General features: G+C 65.0%; 21 protein-coding genes. 12 read left to right on the top strand and 9 right to left on the bottom strand.

Annotated features, from left to right (window positions below; genetic code table 11):
• The first annotated feature begins 24 nt into the window (after window positions 1-24).
• Both ACHFB9_RS17270 and ACHFB9_RS17265 read left to right on the top strand, forming a co-directional pair.
• A complete protein-coding gene (locus ACHFB9_RS17270) occupies window positions 25-1,299 on the top strand; it encodes a dihydroorotase (RefSeq protein WP_417068753.1) in 1,275 nt (424 codons plus the stop codon).
• A gap of 1 nt (window position 1,300) precedes the next feature.
• On the top strand, window positions 1,301-2,383 hold the full coding sequence (locus tag ACHFB9_RS17265) for a threonine aldolase family protein (RefSeq protein WP_417068752.1): 1,083 nt from the start codon (window positions 1,301-1,303) through the stop codon (window positions 2,381-2,383).
• A 1-nt stretch (window position 2,384) separates the two neighbouring features.
• Here the strand turns inward: ACHFB9_RS17265 and ACHFB9_RS17260 are convergent, their stop codons facing one another.
• Window positions 2,385-2,612, bottom strand: coding sequence for a hypothetical protein (locus ACHFB9_RS17260; RefSeq protein ID WP_417068751.1), 228 nt, complete (start codon window positions 2,610-2,612; stop codon window positions 2,385-2,387).
• 213 nt (window positions 2,613-2,825) lie between these two features.
• On the opposite strand from ACHFB9_RS17260, the gene ACHFB9_RS17255 reads away from it, so the two are divergent.
• Both ACHFB9_RS17255 and ACHFB9_RS17250 read left to right on the top strand, forming a co-directional pair.
• Entirely contained in the window at window positions 2,826-3,461 is a 636-nt protein-coding gene (locus ACHFB9_RS17255) for a response regulator (RefSeq protein ID WP_417068750.1), read from the top strand.
• A gap of 37 nt (window positions 3,462-3,498) precedes the next feature.
• Window positions 3,499-5,169, top strand: a complete 1,671-nt coding sequence (locus ACHFB9_RS17250; protein ID WP_417068749.1) for a CorA family divalent cation transporter — start codon at window positions 3,499-3,501, stop codon at window positions 5,167-5,169.
• Window positions 5,170-5,179: 10 nt separating this feature from the next.
• On the opposite strand, the gene ACHFB9_RS17245 is transcribed toward ACHFB9_RS17250, so the two are convergent.
• Complete coding sequence (locus tag ACHFB9_RS17245; protein ID WP_417068748.1) at window positions 5,180-5,695, bottom strand: AAA family ATPase; 516 nt, start codon at window positions 5,693-5,695, stop codon at window positions 5,180-5,182.
• A gap of 10 nt (window positions 5,696-5,705) precedes the next feature.
• Window positions 5,706-6,488 carry an alpha/beta fold hydrolase gene (locus tag ACHFB9_RS17240; protein ID WP_417068747.1) on the bottom strand — a complete coding sequence of 261 codons (783 nt, stop codon included), beginning with the start codon at window positions 6,486-6,488 and terminating at the stop codon, window positions 5,706-5,708.
• Between the two features lie 184 nt (window positions 6,489-6,672).
• Between ACHFB9_RS17240 and ACHFB9_RS17235 the strand changes: the two genes are divergently transcribed.
• Window positions 6,673-7,626: a hypothetical protein gene (locus ACHFB9_RS17235; protein ID WP_417068746.1), complete on the top strand. Its 954-nt coding sequence runs from the start codon at window positions 6,673-6,675 to the stop codon at window positions 7,624-7,626.
• 24 nt (window positions 7,627-7,650) lie between these two features.
• On the opposite strand, the gene ACHFB9_RS17230 is transcribed toward ACHFB9_RS17235, so the two are convergent.
• Together ACHFB9_RS17230 and ACHFB9_RS17225 are read right to left on the bottom strand one after the other, a co-directional pair.
• Window positions 7,651-8,400, bottom strand: a complete 750-nt coding sequence (locus ACHFB9_RS17230; protein ID WP_417068745.1) for a tetratricopeptide repeat protein — start codon at window positions 8,398-8,400, stop codon at window positions 7,651-7,653.
• Window positions 8,401-8,455: 55 nt separating this feature from the next.
• Entirely contained in the window at window positions 8,456-8,692 is a 237-nt protein-coding gene (locus ACHFB9_RS17225) for a DUF1653 domain-containing protein (protein WP_417068744.1), read from the bottom strand.
• A 132-nt stretch (window positions 8,693-8,824) separates the two neighbouring features.
• On the opposite strand from ACHFB9_RS17225, the gene ACHFB9_RS17220 reads away from it, so the two are divergent.
• A complete protein-coding gene (locus ACHFB9_RS17220; protein WP_417068743.1) occupies window positions 8,825-9,178 on the top strand; it encodes a hypothetical protein in 354 nt (117 codons plus the stop codon).
• Window positions 9,179-9,201: 23 nt separating this feature from the next.
• On the top strand, window positions 9,202-9,522 hold the full coding sequence (locus ACHFB9_RS17215) for a hypothetical protein (protein WP_417068742.1): 321 nt from the start codon (window positions 9,202-9,204) through the stop codon (window positions 9,520-9,522).
• Here the strand turns inward: ACHFB9_RS17215 and ACHFB9_RS17210 are convergent.
• From ACHFB9_RS17210 to ACHFB9_RS17200, 3 genes are all read right to left on the bottom strand, one after another.
• On the bottom strand, window positions 9,488-10,240 hold the full coding sequence (locus ACHFB9_RS17210) for an alpha/beta fold hydrolase (protein WP_417068741.1): 753 nt from the start codon (window positions 10,238-10,240) through the stop codon (window positions 9,488-9,490). The two genes, ACHFB9_RS17215 and ACHFB9_RS17210, sit on opposite strands and share 35 nt — an antisense overlap.
• Complete coding sequence (locus ACHFB9_RS17205) at window positions 10,237-11,262, bottom strand: M14 family zinc carboxypeptidase (RefSeq protein ID WP_417068740.1); 1,026 nt, start codon at window positions 11,260-11,262, stop codon at window positions 10,237-10,239. The genes ACHFB9_RS17210 and ACHFB9_RS17205 overlap by 4 nt, the downstream gene beginning before the upstream one ends.
• An 85-nt stretch (window positions 11,263-11,347) precedes the next feature.
• A complete protein-coding gene (locus ACHFB9_RS17200; protein WP_417068739.1) occupies window positions 11,348-12,193 on the bottom strand; it encodes a fused MFS/spermidine synthase in 846 nt (281 codons plus the stop codon).
• Between the two features lie 146 nt (window positions 12,194-12,339).
• On the opposite strand from ACHFB9_RS17200, the gene ACHFB9_RS17195 reads away from it, so the two are divergent.
• From ACHFB9_RS17195 to ACHFB9_RS17185, 3 genes are all read left to right on the top strand, one after another.
• Window positions 12,340-12,900 carry a helix-turn-helix domain-containing protein gene (locus tag ACHFB9_RS17195; RefSeq protein WP_417068738.1) on the top strand — a complete coding sequence of 187 codons (561 nt, stop codon included), beginning with the start codon at window positions 12,340-12,342 and terminating at the stop codon, window positions 12,898-12,900.
• Window positions 12,897-13,352: a GNAT family N-acetyltransferase gene (locus ACHFB9_RS17190; protein WP_417068737.1), complete on the top strand. Its 456-nt coding sequence runs from the start codon at window positions 12,897-12,899 to the stop codon at window positions 13,350-13,352. The genes ACHFB9_RS17195 and ACHFB9_RS17190 overlap by 4 nt, the downstream gene beginning before the upstream one ends.
• Before the next feature lie 145 nt (window positions 13,353-13,497).
• Window positions 13,498-14,274, top strand: coding sequence for a hypothetical protein (locus ACHFB9_RS17185; protein WP_417068736.1), 777 nt, complete (start codon window positions 13,498-13,500; stop codon window positions 14,272-14,274).
• 24 nt (window positions 14,275-14,298) lie between these two features.
• On the opposite strand, the gene gcvA is transcribed toward ACHFB9_RS17185, so the two are convergent.
• A complete protein-coding gene (gcvA, locus tag ACHFB9_RS17180) occupies window positions 14,299-15,237 on the bottom strand; it encodes a transcriptional regulator GcvA (protein ID WP_417068735.1) in 939 nt (312 codons plus the stop codon).
• Window positions 15,238-15,319: 82 nt separating this feature from the next.
• Between gcvA and ACHFB9_RS17175 the strand changes: the two genes are divergently transcribed.
• Together ACHFB9_RS17175 and alaC are read left to right on the top strand one after the other, a co-directional pair.
• The gene (locus ACHFB9_RS17175; RefSeq protein WP_417068734.1) at window positions 15,320-15,583 is read left to right on the top strand and encodes a DUF2917 domain-containing protein; all 264 of its coding nucleotides are present in this window, start codon (window positions 15,320-15,322) and stop codon (window positions 15,581-15,583) included.
• An 84-nt stretch (window positions 15,584-15,667) separates the two neighbouring features.
• Window positions 15,668-16,882, top strand: a complete 1,215-nt coding sequence (gene alaC, locus ACHFB9_RS17170) for an alanine transaminase (RefSeq protein ID WP_417068733.1) — start codon at window positions 15,668-15,670, stop codon at window positions 16,880-16,882.
• The last annotated feature ends 142 nt before the right edge of the window (window positions 16,883-17,024 follow it).

The raw sequence follows: 17,024 nt of genomic DNA, 5'->3' as shown, positions 1-17,024 counted from the left end.
CCCTTCTTTGAAAGCCCGCCCAGAATGAATATCCAGATTTCCAACGGTCGCGTCATCGACCCGGCCAGACAGCTCGACGTCCATCAGGATGTCTTCATCGCCGAGGGCAAGGTTGCCGCGATCGGCACCGCGCCCGAGGGTTTCCACGCCGACCGCAACATCGATGCGAGCGGCCTCGTCGTGACCCCCGGTCTGATCGATCTGTCGGCCCGCCTGCGCGAACCGGGCTTCGAATACCGCGCGACGCTCGAATCGGAGATGCAGGCCGCGATGGCCGGCGGCGTGACCAGCCTGGCCTGTCCGCCCGACACCGATCCCGTGCTCGACGAGCCCGGCCTCGTCGAAATGCTCTGCTACCGCGCCCGCAACCTCAACTGCGCCCACGTCTATCCGGTCGGTGCGCTGACTTTCGGACTCAAGGGCGAACGGCTGACCGAGATGGCCGAGCTGACCGAAGCCGGCTGTGTCGCCTTCGGCCAAGCCACGACTCCGGTCCGCGACAACATGGTCATGATGCGCGCGATGCAGTACGCGGCAACCTTCGGCTTCCGGGTCTGGCTGCAAGCGGCCGACCCCTATCTGTCGAAAGGCGTTGCGCACGACGGTGAGCTCGCCGCCCGCCGCGGTCTGACCGGGATCCCGGTCGAAGCCGAAACCGTCGCGCTGGCGACCCAGCTTCAGCTCGCGCGCAGCACCGGGGTCAAACTGCATGTGACCCGGCTCTCGTCCGCCGCCGGCCTCGCGCTGATCCGCGCCGCCCGCGCGGGGGGGCTCGACGTGAGCTGCGATGTCAGCGCCCATCATCTTCACCTGTGCGATGAGGACATCGGCTTTTTCGATCCGCTCGCCCGGCTCGACCCGCCGCTGCGCGCCGCGAGCGACCGCGATGCGCTGCGCGCGGCGCTCGCGAAGGGCGAGATCGACGCGGTCTGTTCGGACCACACGCCGGTCGACGACGACGAAAAGCAGGTGCCTTTCGGCGAAGCGGCAGCCGGGGCGACCGGTCTCGAACTGCTGCTGCCGTTGACCCTGAAGTGGGGGCAGGAGCAGGGCCTGCCGCTCGCGACGACTCTGGCCCGCATCACGTCCGATGCGGCGCGGATCATGGGCATCCGCAAGGGCGGGCACCTGGGCGTCGGCGCCCGCGCTGATCTGTGCCTTTTCGATCCCGACGCAACGCGGACGATCACCCGCGAGAGCCTGAAGAGCCAGGGCAAGAACACGCCTTTCCTCGGCCATGAACTGTCCGGAGTCGTCCGCTATACGCTGGTCGAAGGCCGGATCATGTTCGGAGCCTGAGATGAGCGGGTTGCGCGAGCGCTGCACGAGCTTTCTGTCCGGCCATGCTCCGCGCAGCCCGGCCGAAGACTTCGCCGCGATGGCGATCTGGTGTGCCGAACACTCGGTTGTCCATGACACCTACGGCGAAGGGGGCTTGATCCAGGCTTTCGAGCGCAAGATCGCCGACCTGCTCGGTTTCGAAGCCGGGGTCTTCGTTGCGACCGGAACCCTGACCCAGGTCACCGCGCTGCGTCTCGCGTGCGCCGAGCGCGGCAGCGATCTCGTCGCGATGCATCCAACGGCTCACATCCTGCGCCACGAGCGCGGAAACCATCAGCTGCTCGGGCACTTCAAGACGCTCGCCATCGGTGATCCTTTCCGCTGCTGGACCGCCGAAGCGCTCGCCGCGGTGCCGGACCGGCTGGGTGCCGCGCTCTACGAGCTGCCGATGCGCGAGATCGGCGGTCAGCTGCCCGGCTGGGACGAACTCGCCGGGATCAAGGATCTGTGCGCCGAGCGCGGCATCCATCTGCACCTCGATGGCGCCCGGCTCTGGGAAGCGGCGGCAGGATACGGGAGGAGCCCGGCCGAAGTTGCTTCCGGCTTCGATTCGGCCTATGTGTCCTTCTACAAGGGAATCGGCGCTCTGGGCGGCGCGATGCTGCTCGGCTCGCGCGATTTCGTCGCGCTCGCCGCCGAGTGGTTCAAGCGCCAGGGCGGCAACCTGTACCGCCGCTCGCCCTACCTCGTGTCGGCGGCGATGCAGTTCGATGCCCGGCTCGCGCTGATGCCGGCCCTGCTCGCACGCACGCAGTGGCTCTATCAGGAACTGAGCGCGCATCCGCTGCTTCGCCCCAATCCCGCCGCGCCCCAGGTCAACATGCTGCACGTCTATCTGCCGGTGGACCGGGAGAGGGCGCTGGAGATCCGCGATGCGATCGCGCAGGAGCATGGGGTCTGGCTGTTTGGTGGCGCGCAGAGCGGGCCCTTGCCCGAGCAGAGCTATTTCGAATGCTATGTCGGCGACGCGCTGCTGAACCTGCCCGACGAGCGGGTCCGCGAGATCCTGGCCATCCTCAGCGACGCGCTGGCCGAAGGCTGATTCAGCGTCGCTGCGAAGGGGAATCGGAGAGGCGCTCGTTGCCGCGTTTGTAGTTGCCAGTCAGTCTGGCCATCAAATGCTGCGCGTCGGCTTCATCGAGCCGCGCGAGTGAGCCGAGAAAGGCGGTTGCTTTGTCCCCCCGGAGCAATGTGACGATTCGACCGCCGCGCAGCAGCTCGACTTCCCCGTTCTTGCGTGTGCGCCAACCAAAGCCCAGATCCCGATCCATCCGCACTCCTTTCATGCCCATCACAACCTTGCAGGGGTGGAGTCCCCTCCTTAGCCGGGTTGACAGACTATAAATGCGTTCAGGGATGGCCGGAATCTTCACCGCGCTGAGGCCTATTTCCTGATGCCGGAGCGAGGCGGGTCGCATCATTGACGCTGCCGGCCCTGTTCTTCGTGGCTGTCACGCCGGCGGGCAGCGGAACGGAAGGTGAGCATGGGCGGCCTGATATCTGAACAGTGGCTGGAATGGCTGAACCGGATCAGCGGAGTCTCGTCCGCCCAGGCCTATGCGCTGGTGCTGGTTGCGATCGGCGTGGTTTTCCTGGCCTTTGGCCTGGTTTCCTTTTTCCTGGCGCCCCTTTTCCGGTCGCGGCCGGTCGCGCTGCCGCAGCTGAGCGAGAGCGTGCCCGCCGAAGAGCCGGCTCCGCCTCCCGAACCCGTTCTCCCCGCGGTTCTGGTCGTCGACGACTCGGCGGTCGTCAGGGTCAAGCTGCGCCGCCTGCTCGAATCGGCGGGTTACCGCGTTGAACTTGCCTGTGACGGGGCCGAGGCCGAAAGAGTGCTCGAAAAGATGCGCTTCGACGTCCTGATCACCGATCTCGAAATGCCGGAAGTCGACGGCTTCCAGCTGATCGCGAGCGTGCTCGGCAGCATCGAGACCGAGAACATGCCGATCATCGCGATCACCGGCCATGAGGATCTGCACGCCCGGGTCCAGGACTGCGGAGGGGTGTTCGGCATCTTTCATAAACCCTGGAACGACCGCGAATTGTTGCGCAGGGTTGCCGCGCTGGTTCAGCTAAGAGAGACTGTCCGGCTGACGCCGCGCTTCGACGCCGACCCTGTCTAGGGGGCGATCCGGGCGCGTTCCAATGACCGGATGCCCCATGGACCAAGCCTTCCCTGCCGAACCGCAAGCCCTGACCCAGAAGGTCAGCCACTTCCGCCACCTTCTGCTGTGGCCTCTTCAGCTCGAAGCTGCCTGGGGAGATGAGGTGGGGCGCAAGCCCTGGCGCACTTTCGACGATCCTCGCTGGGTTCATCCCTGGCACCGGGTCGCCGACGAATTCTCGGTCTCGCCCAGAGAGTTCTACGAGCGCCACTACAAGGAGTTCCTGGCTTTCCTGCCCTTCGTGCAGCGCTTCCTGTTCGGCGATGCGCGCTGTGCCGAGGACGGCCCCAATGCTCCGCTCTCCGCCGCGCCGATGCGGGTTTTCGGTCGCGACGATGTGAAGGCGCTGAAGATCACGCTGGCTCCGGGGGACGAGCCGATCCGCCTCGTCGTCGATCATGTTCAGCTCTATTTCTTTCTCGAACTGGACATCGTTCTGCTGAACGTCGAGGTGCAGGCCGACGATCTTCCTCTGGAGACGGTCCAGGATCTGCTCTATCGCTTTGGCCGTGCCTATCCGACAGGGTGGGATGACGCGGGCCAGGGCCTGCACAACGTCTACCGTTCCGAGTGGCTCGGTGAAGGCGATGTCGTGCTGTCCCGCTCGGACAGTGGGGACAGGGAGCGCTACCTCGGCCATGTCTGCCGAAACCGCGCGCCCTGCCTCGGCGCCCACTGGGCCTGGCTGCTCCAGCCCATGGTCTCCGAGCACTCGCCCGAGGATGGTCCGCTGCGCTACCGCCAGGTCGAATATCACCGGATGCCCTTCATGGCCTATCTGGCGCTCGAAAACCCGCGCGCGCTGAGCCGCGAGGATTTCATCCACCTTGGGCTGATCTCCTATCTGCGTCCCGGCGATCCGCTGTCGCCGAATGAGCCTTCCGTCGTCGAATTTGAGCGGCGCTACTGCGACGACCGTTACTGGTCCGATTCGGATCAGGGGCCCAATACCCGTTTCCTCTGTTCGGGCCACTCGCTGATCGCGATCGGGGAAGCCGGGAGCGCGTTTTTCCGCGACGACGAGCGGGGTCTGCTGGCGCAGTTCCGGCATCAGTACTTTCTGCTCTTCCTGATCGCGCACTTCCACCGCGTCGCGCTGCTGACTTTCTCGGACCGGCTCGCTGCGGCGATCAGCGGCCTGGACATCCGCAAGCTGGCCAGCGTGCGCCGCTTCAAGCAGAGGATTCGTTCGGTCTTCTCGCTCTTCCTCGGCTTTTCGCACCGCTACTGGTTCCACCAGATCTCCGAACGCGGTCAGGTCCAGTCGCTGTTTGCGCGTTCGGCGAAACACCTCGGCAACGAGGAGCTGTTCGAAGAGGTCAAGCAGCAGATCAACGACATGAACAACTACCTCGACAGCGACAGCGCACGCCGTCAGTCGAGCACGGTGATGAGGCTCACCGTCGTCACGATCTTCGGTCTGATCGGCACGATTTCGACCGGCTTCCTGGGCATGAACCTGATCGCCGAAGCCGAGGCGCCGTTCGCCGAGCGGATCGCTGTCTTCATCGTCACGACCGCGCTGTCGGCGGCCGTGACCTTGTTCGCGGTGGTCAAGTCCAAGCGCCTGTCCGATTTCATCGAACAGCTCGCCGACGAGAGCCTCAGTCCCCGGCAGAAGGGGGCGGCTTTCCTGTCGGCGTTGAGGCGCAGCTCGGACGACTGAGGATTTAGGTTCAGCCGGCTCCTTGGCCGGACGTGCGTCCTAGCGATTCGCTGTGCTCGGCGGGCGAAAGGGCGCCCTCGTCCTCGTCCGGAGCTTCGAAGAGGCGATTGAGCTGCAGGACGGTCGCCTCGTCGAAGGCATAGTGGAAGCCCGCCGGGCCGCCGTTGCGTGTGGCCAGGTTGGCGCGCTGCCTCTCGTCGGGAAGCGCGAAGTGCAGAAGCGAGACCCTGTGCCCCGCTTTGGCAAAGAGCGCTCTCGCCTCAGTCCTCTCCTCGCGCGTCCAGAAGCCCGAGTCGAGCACGACGTCGATGCCGCGCGCGAGCAGGTCCAGGGCCAGATCGGCGATCAGCGCCTTGCAGCGGGAGAGCTTGTCGGCGAACTCTTCCCGGTCGGCGATCTCGCCGTTGAGCCTCAGCATCCACTCGTCGGCCGACAGCAGCAGGAAGCCGCGCTCCGCTTCGAGGCGGCGGGCGTAGGTCGATTTGCCGCTGCAGACCTTGCCGCAGCAGAGCACGATTTCAGCCATCAGCGTTTCCTCACCGCCGGGCGCCGACGCGGGCGAGTTCTCCCGCGATCGCGGTCGCCAGTTCCGCGGACTTGTGGTTGGCCATGTTGTGGTCGGCGCCGGGCAGGATTTCGACGCTGACGCCGATCTTCGGGAGCCGGTCGGTCTCTGGATAGGGCAGCGAGCGCTCGCCGATCAGGTAGTGGCGCGGAAAGGCAAAGCCGGCCAGTTGTTCGCGCCAGCTGACCGCGCACCCCTCGACGAGGCTAGCCGCCGAGCGATGGACTGCGAGTGGGGACGCCGCCGCCAGCGTCGCGGCCCACGCGAGATTGCCCTTCGCTCTTTCCTCGTCGACCCACGCGCAGTGTTGACGACCGATATAGTCGTCCTCGCGGGTTTGGGCGATCCGCAGGCTCGCGAAACCGCCGCCGGGGTCGAGATTGCCCTCGGTGATGATCAGCGCTTCGACGCGCTCGGCGACCCGCGCGCACAGCGAGATCGCGATCGCGCCGCCCATGCTGTGGCCGAAGACCGCGAGACGGGGGATTCCCAGTGCCTCGATCAGCTCCGCGAGCACGCCCGCCTGGTCCTCGACCGAGTACGAGAACGCCGCGGGTTTGTCGCTGAAGCCGTAGCCCGGCAGGTCGACGAGGAGGCGGCGGTAGGCGGCGAGCGCTGGCTGCGTCGCGACTTCCGAATAGTCGTGAATGCCCGAACAGCCCAGACCGTGGATGAACAGGATGACCCCGGCTTCACCCGGCATGTCCGCATAGGCCACAGAGGCCTGGGCCTTTTCGCTGAAAAATCTTCTCATGGTCGCTTACTTTGCTGGCTGGTTCGAATGACCTGAAGGATTGTCATCCCTTGTTTGTTTTTCTTCCAAGGGTATTCCTCTCCCGGAATTACCCATATCAGATCGTATGTCTTGACCTGGGAGGGGGATCGGCAGCCAATGTGCCTTTCAGGCAGTCCTCCTTCTCCTGGCAAGGAATTTCATCATGAAAGCCCTGTCCCATGCTCTGGTCGCGCTTGCGGTCATGCTGCTGGCCTCTGCGTCATTCGCCGGTAACCGGCCCCTCTGTGACCTCGTCGACGAGCAGGCGCTCGAAGCGCTGTCGCTGGAAGGCGCGCAGTCCAGTTTCGACGATTCTCTGGGCAATGGAGCGGCAAGCTGCACTTACAAAAAGCCCGACCAGCGGCTTCCCGTCCTGATCGCCACGTTTTCACCTGCGGGTGCGGCAAAACCCGCAGCGGGAGTTCGATGCAAGGAACTGCAGGCCGGGCGGGCCGAGCACAAGGCCATCACAGTCTGCTTCTCGGTACTCGAGGACGGGACGTTGGCAAACTGGAGCCTGATCCGGAGCACCGGGGACAAGCAGCCTGATGCCGCGACAATCCTGTCCGCGTTCGAGCGTCTGAGCCGACGAAAAAGCGCGGAAGCCGAAGTCAGCGCCGCGGCGGGCGCACCCTGCGATGTGCTTGATGCAGAGGCGATCACGGCCCTTGTCCCTTCCGGGGGGCACACGATCCGGATCGGGGTGTCGCAATCCGAAATCGAGGCCGGGATCTCTGGCGACACTTGTATTTTCAGAAAGGACGATAGCCTCAGGTCACTGGTCGTGCTGGCCCGTAGCTTCCCTCTGGTGCTGAAGGGAGCAGTCGCTCAGGGCAAGTCGAACAGGACGATCAAGTTTGGCGACTCGCTCGCGAAGAGCGACGATCTGACCGCGAGCATCGGTTTCAGTTTCGACGAACCGAATGTGCTTCGCTGCCAGCAGACCGAACAGAAGATCGCCGAAGGCAAGACCGGGCAGGCTGCATCCTGCAGCGTCGTGATGGGCAGGAAAGTGCTCGCTTTCATCCTCACAGAGGAAAAGGGCGCTCCCGGCTCGGACGAGCTGGAAGCGCAGTTCAAGCGCCTGCTGCTCGCCGGGCGGTTAAAAGCGCACTGATTCGCTTGCGCCCAGGGGGGAGGCTCAGCGCGTCGCGGCCTTCGCGCGGGCGAGCCATTCGCGGTTGATCGCGTGCGCGTGGCGGTGCCAGAACGAGGAATCCTTGACGATCTCGCGGTACAGAGCCTGTGCCTTTTCGCGATCGGCCGCGTCCTCGCGCACGGCGAGCCAGTCCGCGTAGCGGCAGCGCGCCTCGGCGTCTTTGGCCGGGCCGAGCGCGGCCTCGAACGCGGCGCGGATCTCGGCGTCCGGCGCCGAAGCCTCAGACAGCGCGCGGGCGTAGAGCAGCGATGCGTTGGCCCTCTGCGACGGATCGACTTCGAACAGCTTGTCCAGCGTCGCCTTTGCTTCCGCCGCTTCGCCGCTCGCGAGCAGCGCGCGGGCGAGGCCGAACAGGATCGCGGCATCGCTCGCGAAAGGCCCCTGGGCCGCTTCCCGGTAATGCGTCAGCGCTTCGGTCACTTCGCCGCTCGCATAGAGCGCATCGGCGAGTCTGAGCCGCGCCGCGACGGTCGGCGTCTGCTCGAAGGCGCCCCGCGCTTCGCGCAGCGCCTGGCCGGGCGCGACCGCGCTGCGGATCGCGCGTCTTGCCCGCTGCGCGCCGGCGCTGCCGCGCAGCTCGGGCAGGTAGATCGCGAACAGATAGACGACGCTTCCGAGCAGCGGAAACGCGAACAGGATCATCAGCCAGAACAGGTTCTGGCCGGTGCGGATCGCGTGGATGCCGAAGTACAGCGCGATCAGGACGTGAAGACCGATACCGAAGATGGGCATGGGGGGAGCCTGGCTGAGGGATAAAACGCGATTATCGCCCGTCCCGGCAATCGTTTCAGCCGATCAGCGCGAATCGGGGCTCGCGGCGGCCCTCGACTTCGACCGACTCGAAGAACATCGGGTAAGGCCTGACCCAGAGGCCGCTGTCGTTGTAGAGCGGCCGGTACAGAACCATCGCTTCGAGCGTTTCGCTGTGGCGGGCGACGCCGAGCACTTCGTATTCGCCCCCCTTGTAATGGCGGTAATGACCAAGTTTGAGTTCGGGCAGCGCGGGCAGCTTCGAGGTGTCCATGTCGGTTCGGCGTAAAGGCACCATTATCGTCGGATACGTTTCTTACGACATTTACATTTCGAGATTCAGCCTTTGGCAGACTTCCGCGTTGGAGAGGGCATTGCCGTCCTGGCGGCCATAACGGAGTCGAAAATGAACAAGACGCTTGCCCTTGTGCTCGCCTGTGCCAGCCTGCTCGGCGCTTCACCGGCCTTTGCCCATGACCATGATTACGATCGCGCTTATGATCGGGGCTGGCACGACCGCGCCAGCGGCCGCGATTACGACCGTCACTGGGATCGTGATGACGATCACCGTTGGCGGCACGACTGGCGGGAAGCCCGCTATCTGCCTCCGCCGCCCCCGCTCCGCTTCGAGGAGCGCGGCTATCGTTACCGTGATCCGCGCTGGGTTGGCGTTCCGGTTGTCGAGGCGGTTCCGGTTCCCGTCTATCCGCGTCCCGCGATCACGATCTCCTTGCCTTCGATCGTGATCCCCGTGCGTTGAAGGCCGAAGTTGCAGGAGAAATCATGAATCGTCGAAACACCTTTCTTTCGTTCGCGGCATCCGCGCTTTTCGTCCTGGCGTCGGGGGCCTGTTTTGCCGCGGAGAAAGCCTCCGCTTCGGCCTCGTCCGAGTCGGGCAATTCCGTGAGCGGCGTTGCCCACGAGGTCGGCCGCGACACGAAGAAGGCGGGCAAGGCCGTGGGGCATGGAACGCGCGATGCGGCGCGCGCGGTCGGCCACGGCTTTCGCGACGGCACGCGGGCGATCGGCCATGCTTTCCGCGATGGTGGTCGGGCTGTCAAACGTTCGGTCAAGGGTTCTGACGAACGCTCCGCCAGTCGCTGATCGCCTGGACTGTCCACTCTCCGTCGTCGAGCGGGAGGTCGTGGCCTGCCGTCGGATGTTCGCGGTAATCGGCTCCCCAGCGTTCGGCCAGAGTCTGCGAGCAGCGCGGGGAGACGAGTCTGTCCGCGGCGCTCGCCAGAACCAGCAGTGGAACTTGTGGCGCGGTGCGCGGTGCGCGGTAGCGGATCGCCGCCACGAGCTGGCGCAGCGTGTCGCTTCTGCGGGGCGGAGCGCTGCGACGGATGGCGAGCCAGTCGGCGAGAAGCGCCTCAGGCGCGCGGATCAGATTGCTCGTCGTCGCGAGCACGGTTTTCTCCGCCGCGAGTTCGCTCGCGCCCGGCAGAGCGAGCCGGATCAGCGCGGCATAGTTCGCCGGCCTCAGGCGTTGCCAGAAGGGGTTGAAGGGACGCAGGCTGGTGTTGATCAGCACACAGCTTGTCAGCTCTTCGGGGTGGGTGGCGGCCCAGCAGATGCCGATCATCGCGCCCAGCGACATCGCCAGCAGGTGATAGGGCGGGGGATGGCTGGCGAGAGAAGCACGCACTTCATCGACGATCGCCTCGATCCGGGCCGGGCTCCTCTGGCCCGCGCGCGTGCCAAAACCGGGCAGATCGGGACAGAGCACCGGTTCGCCCAGACGCTCGCCGAGCAGTCCGGGAAAGGATGACCAGTGGCGGGCTTCACGGCTCAGGCCGCGCAACAGGATCCAGGTGCTCATTGGAGCGGATCCGGATACCACTCGCGCAGCGCGAGTTCGTGGTGGTGCGGGCGCCACTCGGCGTCGGGTAGCCAGCGCGCGTAACTGCAGGCGGCGCGGGCCAGGAAGTCCAGCCACGCGATGTGGCGGCGCAGCACGCGCTGCTGGCGGTGGGCGATGCCGGGGTTGAAGATGCCGAAGCGCGAGAAGATCTGCCGCGGGTTCTTCTTGACCCACAGCCAGGAGCCCATCTCCAGGGTCAGCGGCAGGAAGATGTTCTGTGGCCGGGCGAGCGAGAGGCGGTAGAGGTGATCCCAGATGTCGCCATGAGTCAGATACTGGCGGCTCTGCGGCTCGAAGACGTAGTCGTGATGGATGTGGGCCTGCTCGAACAGAGTCTTCAGCGCGTGGATCTCGGCGAGGTGGGCGATCGGCAGTCCGGTGTGGGCGTAGGGAAACCAGATCCGGTCCGCGAGTCCGAATCCGGAGTGGCAATCGAGGGCCAGGCTGAACGGCCGTTTCAGCAGTTCATCTTCGACGACCGCGCAGAGCGCGCGGTTTTCCGCTTCCATCTCGGCTCCGGGGCGGCCGCGGTACCAGGGCAGCAGCCGGCTCAGGCGTTGCCCGCCGAGCATGAACGCGACGGGTTCGACCGCGTCGACCGGGGAATTGCGCATCAGGTCGACGCCGTTGAGGTTGGCGCGGGTGCCGCGCCAGAGACCGCCGGGATTGATCAGGGGCATGAACACGAGGCGCAGGCGCTTGAGCTGGTCGTGGAGCAGTTCGTCCCAGGCCAGGCGCATCACCAGGCTGCGCAGGTATTCGAGCGCGACTTCGGCGCCGATCAGCTCCAGGCCGTGGATGCCGCCGAAGATGCCCAGCGCCGGCAGGGCCGGGTCGGGATTGCCCAGCATCACCGCCTGGAGCGGGAAGCGGTGCCGCCCGGCGCGAACTTCGTGCACGACGCGCACTTCGAGCGCCTCGCCACCGATCCGTATCAGACGTTCGAGTTCGTTCTGCGCGGACAGTACGGATTCGGACACGGGGGGGCGGCCGACGAAAAGTGAAAATCCAGCATAGCGCAGCCAGGGGCCGCGATTGTGACTGCGGGATTGCGCGGGCCGGGTTTCAGCGCGTGGCGCGGAGGTTTTGCGCGAAGGCGGCGAAGTCGAGTCCGGTCCGTTCGGCGAGCGCGCGGGCTTCGCGCCGCATCGGCGCAGGATTGGGGCGCAGGGCCGGATCGTTGAACGCAAAGGCGATCCGGTTGCCTTCCTCGGGCACCGGCAGGAGCAGCACTTCGCCGAAGACTTCGCGCAGCAGCGCAAGATGACTTTCGCTGTCCGCGCTCTTTTGCGCCAGGTTGCAGACAAGGATGCCGCGCGGCGCGAGGCTCGCGGCGAGGTTTTCATAGAAGTTCGCGTTTGCGAAGCTGGGAGCGATGCCTTCGTCGTCGTAGCCGTCGAGCAGCACGACGTCGGGTGCCTCTTCGGTCGTCGCGAAGTATTCGGCCGCGTCGACGCAGACGATTCTGTGGCGCTCATCGTCGGGCGGCAGAGCGAATTCGTCGCGGAAGGCGATCACGTCGGGGTTCAGCTCGGCCGTCGTGATCCGCGTGCGCGGCAGCTGGCGGTGGCAGAACTTGGTCAGCGACCCTCCGCCCAGACCGACGATGACGACGTGGCGGGGCTGGGGTTTGAGCAGCAGGAAGGCCATCATCGCCCGCGTGTAGGCCAGATGCAGAGACCAGGGTTCGTCCTTCCTCATCTCGCTCTGCACCAGCGCGAAGCTGAAGTGCAGGCGTTTGACGCGACCGTCGTCGACGACGAAAGGCCGCGTGTATTCGCCGGCCAGAATCTGCCTGGCGATCCAGCCCGGGTCGGCATCGGCGGCTTCGAGCAGGTGGACCACGCCGCGCTCGTGGATCAGCGCGGCGGGCATTTCGAGGCGGTCGGTCAGGGTTTCGGGCAAGGCCAAAGCGGACTCCAGTTTGTCGGCCGCATCATAGCGCGCCGGCGCATCGGGCTTCGCGGTGTGGCTCTAAGCGCTTCCGGGCTTGACAGGCGGCAGGCCGAGAGGGAATATTTCTCTGTTTTGGGAATATTTCTCCAAAAGGAGACGGCATGGATTTGCTTGAACAGCGCATCGCGTTGCGCCTCGAAGCGCTCAGACGCGACCGCGGCCTGTCGCTCGAAGATGTCGCGCAGACTTCCGGTGTCAGCCGCGCCACGCTGTCGCGGATAGAGCGGGGTGAGACCAGCCCCACGGCCGGCGTGCTGGGCAAGCTCTGCACGGCCTATGGCCTCACGATGTCGCAGCTCTTGCTCGACGTGGAAGAGGATGCTCCTTCGCTGATCCGCCGGGCCGACGCTTTCCGCTGGCACGATCCCGAAACCGGATTCGCGAGAACCTCGATCTCGCCGCCCCAGCCCGGCTATCAGGTCGAGCTGATCTGGGCCGAGCTGCCGGCCGGCGCCCGCATCGAGTACGACTCCCCCCCGGTTCGCGGCCTGGAACAGCACCTGCTGCTGCTCGCGGGGGAGCTGAAGATCGACTGCGCCGGCAAGACCTACGCGCTGGCCGGACAGGACTGCCTGCGCTTTCATCTGACCGGCGCTTCCGCTTTCGAGAGCACCGGTACGCAAACCGCCACTTACGTCCTCGCCATCAGGAGACCGGCATGAGAATCGTCCCCGGTGATTTCTCCGATCCCCAGGTCATCGAACTGCTGCGCATCCACCTGGCCGGCATGCACCGCACATCCCCGAAGGAAAGCGTCTTCGCGCTGGATCTGTCCGGACTCCAGAGCCCGCACATCAGCTTCTGGACGATCTGGGAGGGCGACACGCTGCTCGGATGCGGGGCGCTGAAGGAGCTCTCCGGCGACAGCGGCGAGCTCAAGTCCATGCGCACTCATCCCGACCATCTGCGCCGCGGGGCGGCCCGCCGCCTGCTCGCCCATCTGCTCGATCTGGCCCGGGCGCGCGGCTACCACCGGCTCAGCCTGGAAACCGGCTCCGGCGAGGCCTTCGAGCCCGCGCTTGCGCTCTACCGGAACATGGGCTTTGCGAACGGCGAAGCCTTCGGCGATTACGCCGCGACCGGCTTCAACCAGTTTCTGCACCTGGATATGTGAAACAGACCACGCTATTGCCGCTGGGGGGAGTAGGTATGGGCTTTCGCGACCTAAAAACAGCAAAGCCGGCTGGGATCAAGCCGTGAGTATTGCCCTAAAATATGAGACAGCCCGAACCGGCAGATCAAACTCAACGGAGGATTCAATGAAACTCTCCAATTTCTCTGCGGCATTAGCCGTATGTCTCGTAGCGGGTAGCGTACAGGCTCGAAGCGAGGAAAAGACCTGCGTGCCGGAAGTCTACGAAGCGGTCATGACTGACCTGAAAACCGTTGAGCTCTCTTCCGGTGAGGGGGGGAATGTCGTATCCGAGTCCTGCAAGATATGGCCCTATGACGAGCGTTTCATTCTCGCTGCGCTTGCCTATGACGCGGGAGAGGAATACGAAAAACAGCTTGTTGTTGCCGTGATAGATAGAAAATCATGGCGGGTGAGCAGCCACTATAAAAAAACCGTAGATGAGGATGCCGCAACAGAATTCGGGGCTGGCAGTCTGCGGATTGATACAGCGAGATATCAGCTTGCCGACGGGGTCAGGGCTTTTGCTGTCCGTTTCGATAGTTCTAGCATGGGACCCAGTTGTGGGGAAGCGAGTTGGAGCGACGAGCTGACTCTATTCGTACCGGAAGGAAAGCAGCTGCGGCCTGTTTTGAATCTGGCTATGAACAAGCAGAAGTCGTTCAGTGGTTGTCTCAGCACTGAATCTTCCAATGCAGTATGGGAAAATGCCAAGCTGACGATAGGCGTCGGGACGACCAGAACAAACGGTCTTTCCGATCTACAGGTAACGGCAAAAATCACGGCCGATTCAAATGGCCCGCGTCTTGGTAAACACAAAAACCGCACAGAGCAGCAGGTTTTTCATTACGACGGGAAGGTTTATCGAGGAGAAAAGAACGTTCCATGGTGGCTGGAATATTGATCGGCTCAGCCAATCCGAAGGCCCCTACAGTCCGTCTGGACGAGCCGGGCCGCGGCCCTGCTGCTCGGCCGCGACCTCGCTGAGCAGCCATTCGCGAAAGCGCGCGATCAGCGGCGAGGCGCTCTGGCCGGGGGGCGTCAGCAGCCAGTAGCGCCAGGGCACGGGGCAGCGCACGTCGAAGAGTTGGATCAGCCGGTGCGCGCGCAATGCGTCCTGGGCCAGGCGCAGCCGGGTCAGCAGCACGCCGCCGCCGTCAATCGCGGCCTGCAGCGCGAGGCTCGAATCGTTGTAGCTGATGCCGCCGCGCGGCTCGGGTCGGTCCTGCCCGGCGGCCTTGAACCAGATCGGCCAGTCCTCGCCGGTGCCGTGCAGTAACTCTGCATCCTTCAGATCGGCGGGCGTGCGCGGCAGCGCGCCGCCCCGGTAGTCCGGGCTGCACACGACGAGCAGCGCGTCGTCCATCAGGTACTCGCAGCAGGCCTCAGGATAGCCGCCCGGGCCGAAGCGGATCGCGACATCGATGCCGTCGCGGATCAGGTCGAGCTGGCTCTCGGTCGAGACGATGTTCAGCTCGATGTCGGGCTCGTGTTCGAGGAAGCGGCCGATCCGCGGGCTGAGCCAGCGGGCGGCGAAGGACGGGAAGGTCGTCACGGTCAGGCGGCGCGGGTTCTTGCGCCGGCGCAGCACCGCGACCGCCTCGCCGATGTGGCGCAGCGATTCGTGCGCGACCTCGGCGAGCTGCTCGCCGCTCGCGCTGAGGATCAGGCGCCGGCCGCGCCGCTCGAAGAGCGGCTGGCCCAGCCAGTCCTCCAGCGCGCGGACCTGCTGGCTGACCGCGCCGTGAGTCACCGACAGCTCTTCGGCGGCGGCCGACATGCTGCCCAGGCGCGCGGCGACTTCGAAGGCGCGCAGCGCGGCGAGCGGCGGCAGAGGGGGAAGGGCGCGCTTGTTAGCGGGACTCACGAGTCAGTGAGAAAGCATGAAAGCGCAGAAGCCCGGGCCGGGCCAGAATGACACCATCGAATCCCCCTCTACGGAGTCTGTCATGAGAGTCGATCTCGCTCACAAGCTTATCGTTATCGAAGCGTCCAGTCCGACCACTCTGGACCGTTATGCCGGATACCGGATGGCCGTCATCAGCGGGGGCGTATGGGTTACGACTCCCGATCAGGCTGGCGACCATGTGCTGAAACCCGGCGACAGCATGGTGATCCCCGGCGACGGCAAGGTCGTGTTCGAAGCGGTCGAGCTGTCGAAAGTGCGCCTCGAAGCTCCGGCCGACGCCGAGGCCACATCGCAAGCCGCCTGAGCGGCAAAGGCGTAACATGACGGCCGGCCGCTCCCGCGGCCACGTCGCTCGGACGGTTCCGGGCGCTTACGTGAAAGGTTCGCCATGTCCGCCTCGGGCAAGCGCCGCTTTGCGCGCATCGATCGTCTCCCTCCCTACGTCTTCAACATCACCAGCGAGCTGAAGCTGGCCGCCCGCCACCGCGGCGAAGACATCATCGACATGAGCATGGGTAATCCCGATGGGGCAACTCCCGCCCATATCGTTGCCAAGCTCGTCGAAGTCGCCCAGCGTCCCGATACCCACGGTTATTCGGCTTCTCGTGGCATTCCCCGGCTGCGCCGCGCGATCTCGCGCTGGTATCGGGAGCGCTACGACGTCGAAATCGACCCCGACAGCGAAGCGATCGTCACGATCGGCTCGAAGGAAGGCCTCGCCCACCTGATGCTCGCGACGCTCGACCGTGGCGACACGGTGTTGGTGCCCGATCCGAGCTATCCGATCCACATCTACGGTGCGGTGATCGCTGGCGCCGACATCCGCTCGGTGCCGCTGGTCCCCGGTGTCGATTTCTTCGCGGAACTCGAGAACACGATACGCGGCACCTATCCGAAGCCGAAGATGATGGTGCTCGGCTTCCCGTCCAATCCGACCGCGCAGTGCGTCGAGCTCGACTTCTTCGAACGCGTCGTCGCGCTGGCGAAGAAGCACGACATTTTCGTCGTCCATGACCTCGCCTATGCCGACATCGTGTTCGACGGCTGGAAGGCGCCTTCGATCATGCAGGTGCCGGGCGCCAAGGACATTGCAGTCGAGTTTTTCACGCTGTCGAAGAGCTACAACATGGCCGGCTGGCGGATCGGCTTCATGGTCGGCAACCCCGACCTCGTCGCGGCGCTGGCGCGGATCAAGAGCTACCACGACTACGGCACCTTCACGCCGCTGCAGGTCGCCGCGATCGCGGCGCTCGAAGGCGATCAGAGCTGCGTCAGGGAGATTGCCGAGACCTACCAGAAGCGACGCGACGTGCTGTACAAGGGCCTGACCGAAGCGGGCTGGAATGTCGAACTGCCCAAGGCTTCGATGTACATCTGGGCGAGGATTCCCGAACCCTATCGCCAGCTCGGTTCGCTCGAGTTCGCGAAGCAGCTGCTCGAAAAGGCCAAGGTTTCCGTATCGCCCGGAGTCGGTTTCGGCGACTACGGCGACGATCACGTCCGTTTTGCGCTGATCGAGAACGAGGCGCGGATCCGTCAGGCCGTGCGCGGCATCAAGCACATGTTCAAGGCCGACGGCCTGGTCAAGCCCGCGGTCGACTGACGCCCGGGAGTCGTCCATGAAGCCGTGTCCGGTTTCATGGACGCGCTGTCCGCCTTGGGGCGCGGACAGCGCTTTCATCTTCTATCCTTCCTTGTGGGCGTCGGGTGATCCTGCGCCTTTGCGGTTTCCTCACGCCGGAAAC

The sequence above is a fragment of the Niveibacterium terrae genome, assembly GCF_048213115.1.
GTDB classification, from domain to species: domain Bacteria; phylum Pseudomonadota; class Gammaproteobacteria; order Burkholderiales; family Rhodocyclaceae; genus Niveibacterium; species Niveibacterium terrae.
The sequence above is the reverse complement of the archived record's forward strand: the minus strand, read 5'-3'. Positions and strand labels throughout refer to the sequence as shown.

Bases quoted from the DNA above. Each gene is read 5' to 3' on its own strand.
- ACHFB9_RS17270 (WP_417068753.1), top strand. From the start codon at position 25: ATGAATATCCAGATTTCCAACGGTCGCGTCATCGACCCGGCCAGACAG.
- ACHFB9_RS17265 (WP_417068752.1), top strand. From the start codon at position 1,301: ATGAGCGGGTTGCGCGAGCGCTGCACGAGCTTTCTGTCCGGCCATGCT.
- ACHFB9_RS17260 (WP_417068751.1), bottom strand. From the start codon at position 2,612: ATGGATCGGGATCTGGGCTTTGGTTGGCGCACACGCAAGAACGGGGAA.
- ACHFB9_RS17255 (WP_417068750.1), top strand. From the start codon at position 2,826: ATGGGCGGCCTGATATCTGAACAGTGGCTGGAATGGCTGAACCGGATC.
- ACHFB9_RS17250 (WP_417068749.1), top strand. From the start codon at position 3,499: ATGGACCAAGCCTTCCCTGCCGAACCGCAAGCCCTGACCCAGAAGGTC.
- ACHFB9_RS17245 (WP_417068748.1), bottom strand. From the start codon at position 5,695: ATGGCTGAAATCGTGCTCTGCTGCGGCAAGGTCTGCAGCGGCAAATCG.
- ACHFB9_RS17240 (WP_417068747.1), bottom strand. From the start codon at position 6,488: ATGAGAAGATTTTTCAGCGAAAAGGCCCAGGCCTCTGTGGCCTATGCG.
- ACHFB9_RS17235 (WP_417068746.1), top strand. From the start codon at position 6,673: ATGAAAGCCCTGTCCCATGCTCTGGTCGCGCTTGCGGTCATGCTGCTG.
- ACHFB9_RS17230 (WP_417068745.1), bottom strand. From the start codon at position 8,400: ATGCCCATCTTCGGTATCGGTCTTCACGTCCTGATCGCGCTGTACTTC.
- ACHFB9_RS17225 (WP_417068744.1), bottom strand. From the start codon at position 8,692: ATGGACACCTCGAAGCTGCCCGCGCTGCCCGAACTCAAACTTGGTCAT.
- ACHFB9_RS17220 (WP_417068743.1), top strand. From the start codon at position 8,825: ATGAACAAGACGCTTGCCCTTGTGCTCGCCTGTGCCAGCCTGCTCGGC.
- ACHFB9_RS17215 (WP_417068742.1), top strand. From the start codon at position 9,202: ATGAATCGTCGAAACACCTTTCTTTCGTTCGCGGCATCCGCGCTTTTC.
- ACHFB9_RS17210 (WP_417068741.1), bottom strand. From the start codon at position 10,240: ATGAGCACCTGGATCCTGTTGCGCGGCCTGAGCCGTGAAGCCCGCCAC.
- ACHFB9_RS17195 (WP_417068738.1), top strand. From the start codon at position 12,340: ATGGATTTGCTTGAACAGCGCATCGCGTTGCGCCTCGAAGCGCTCAGA.
- ACHFB9_RS17190 (WP_417068737.1), top strand. From the start codon at position 12,897: ATGAGAATCGTCCCCGGTGATTTCTCCGATCCCCAGGTCATCGAACTG.
- ACHFB9_RS17185 (WP_417068736.1), top strand. From the start codon at position 13,498: ATGAAACTCTCCAATTTCTCTGCGGCATTAGCCGTATGTCTCGTAGCG.
- ACHFB9_RS17175 (WP_417068734.1), top strand. From the start codon at position 15,320: ATGAGAGTCGATCTCGCTCACAAGCTTATCGTTATCGAAGCGTCCAGT.
- alaC (WP_417068733.1), top strand. From the start codon at position 15,668: ATGTCCGCCTCGGGCAAGCGCCGCTTTGCGCGCATCGATCGTCTCCCT.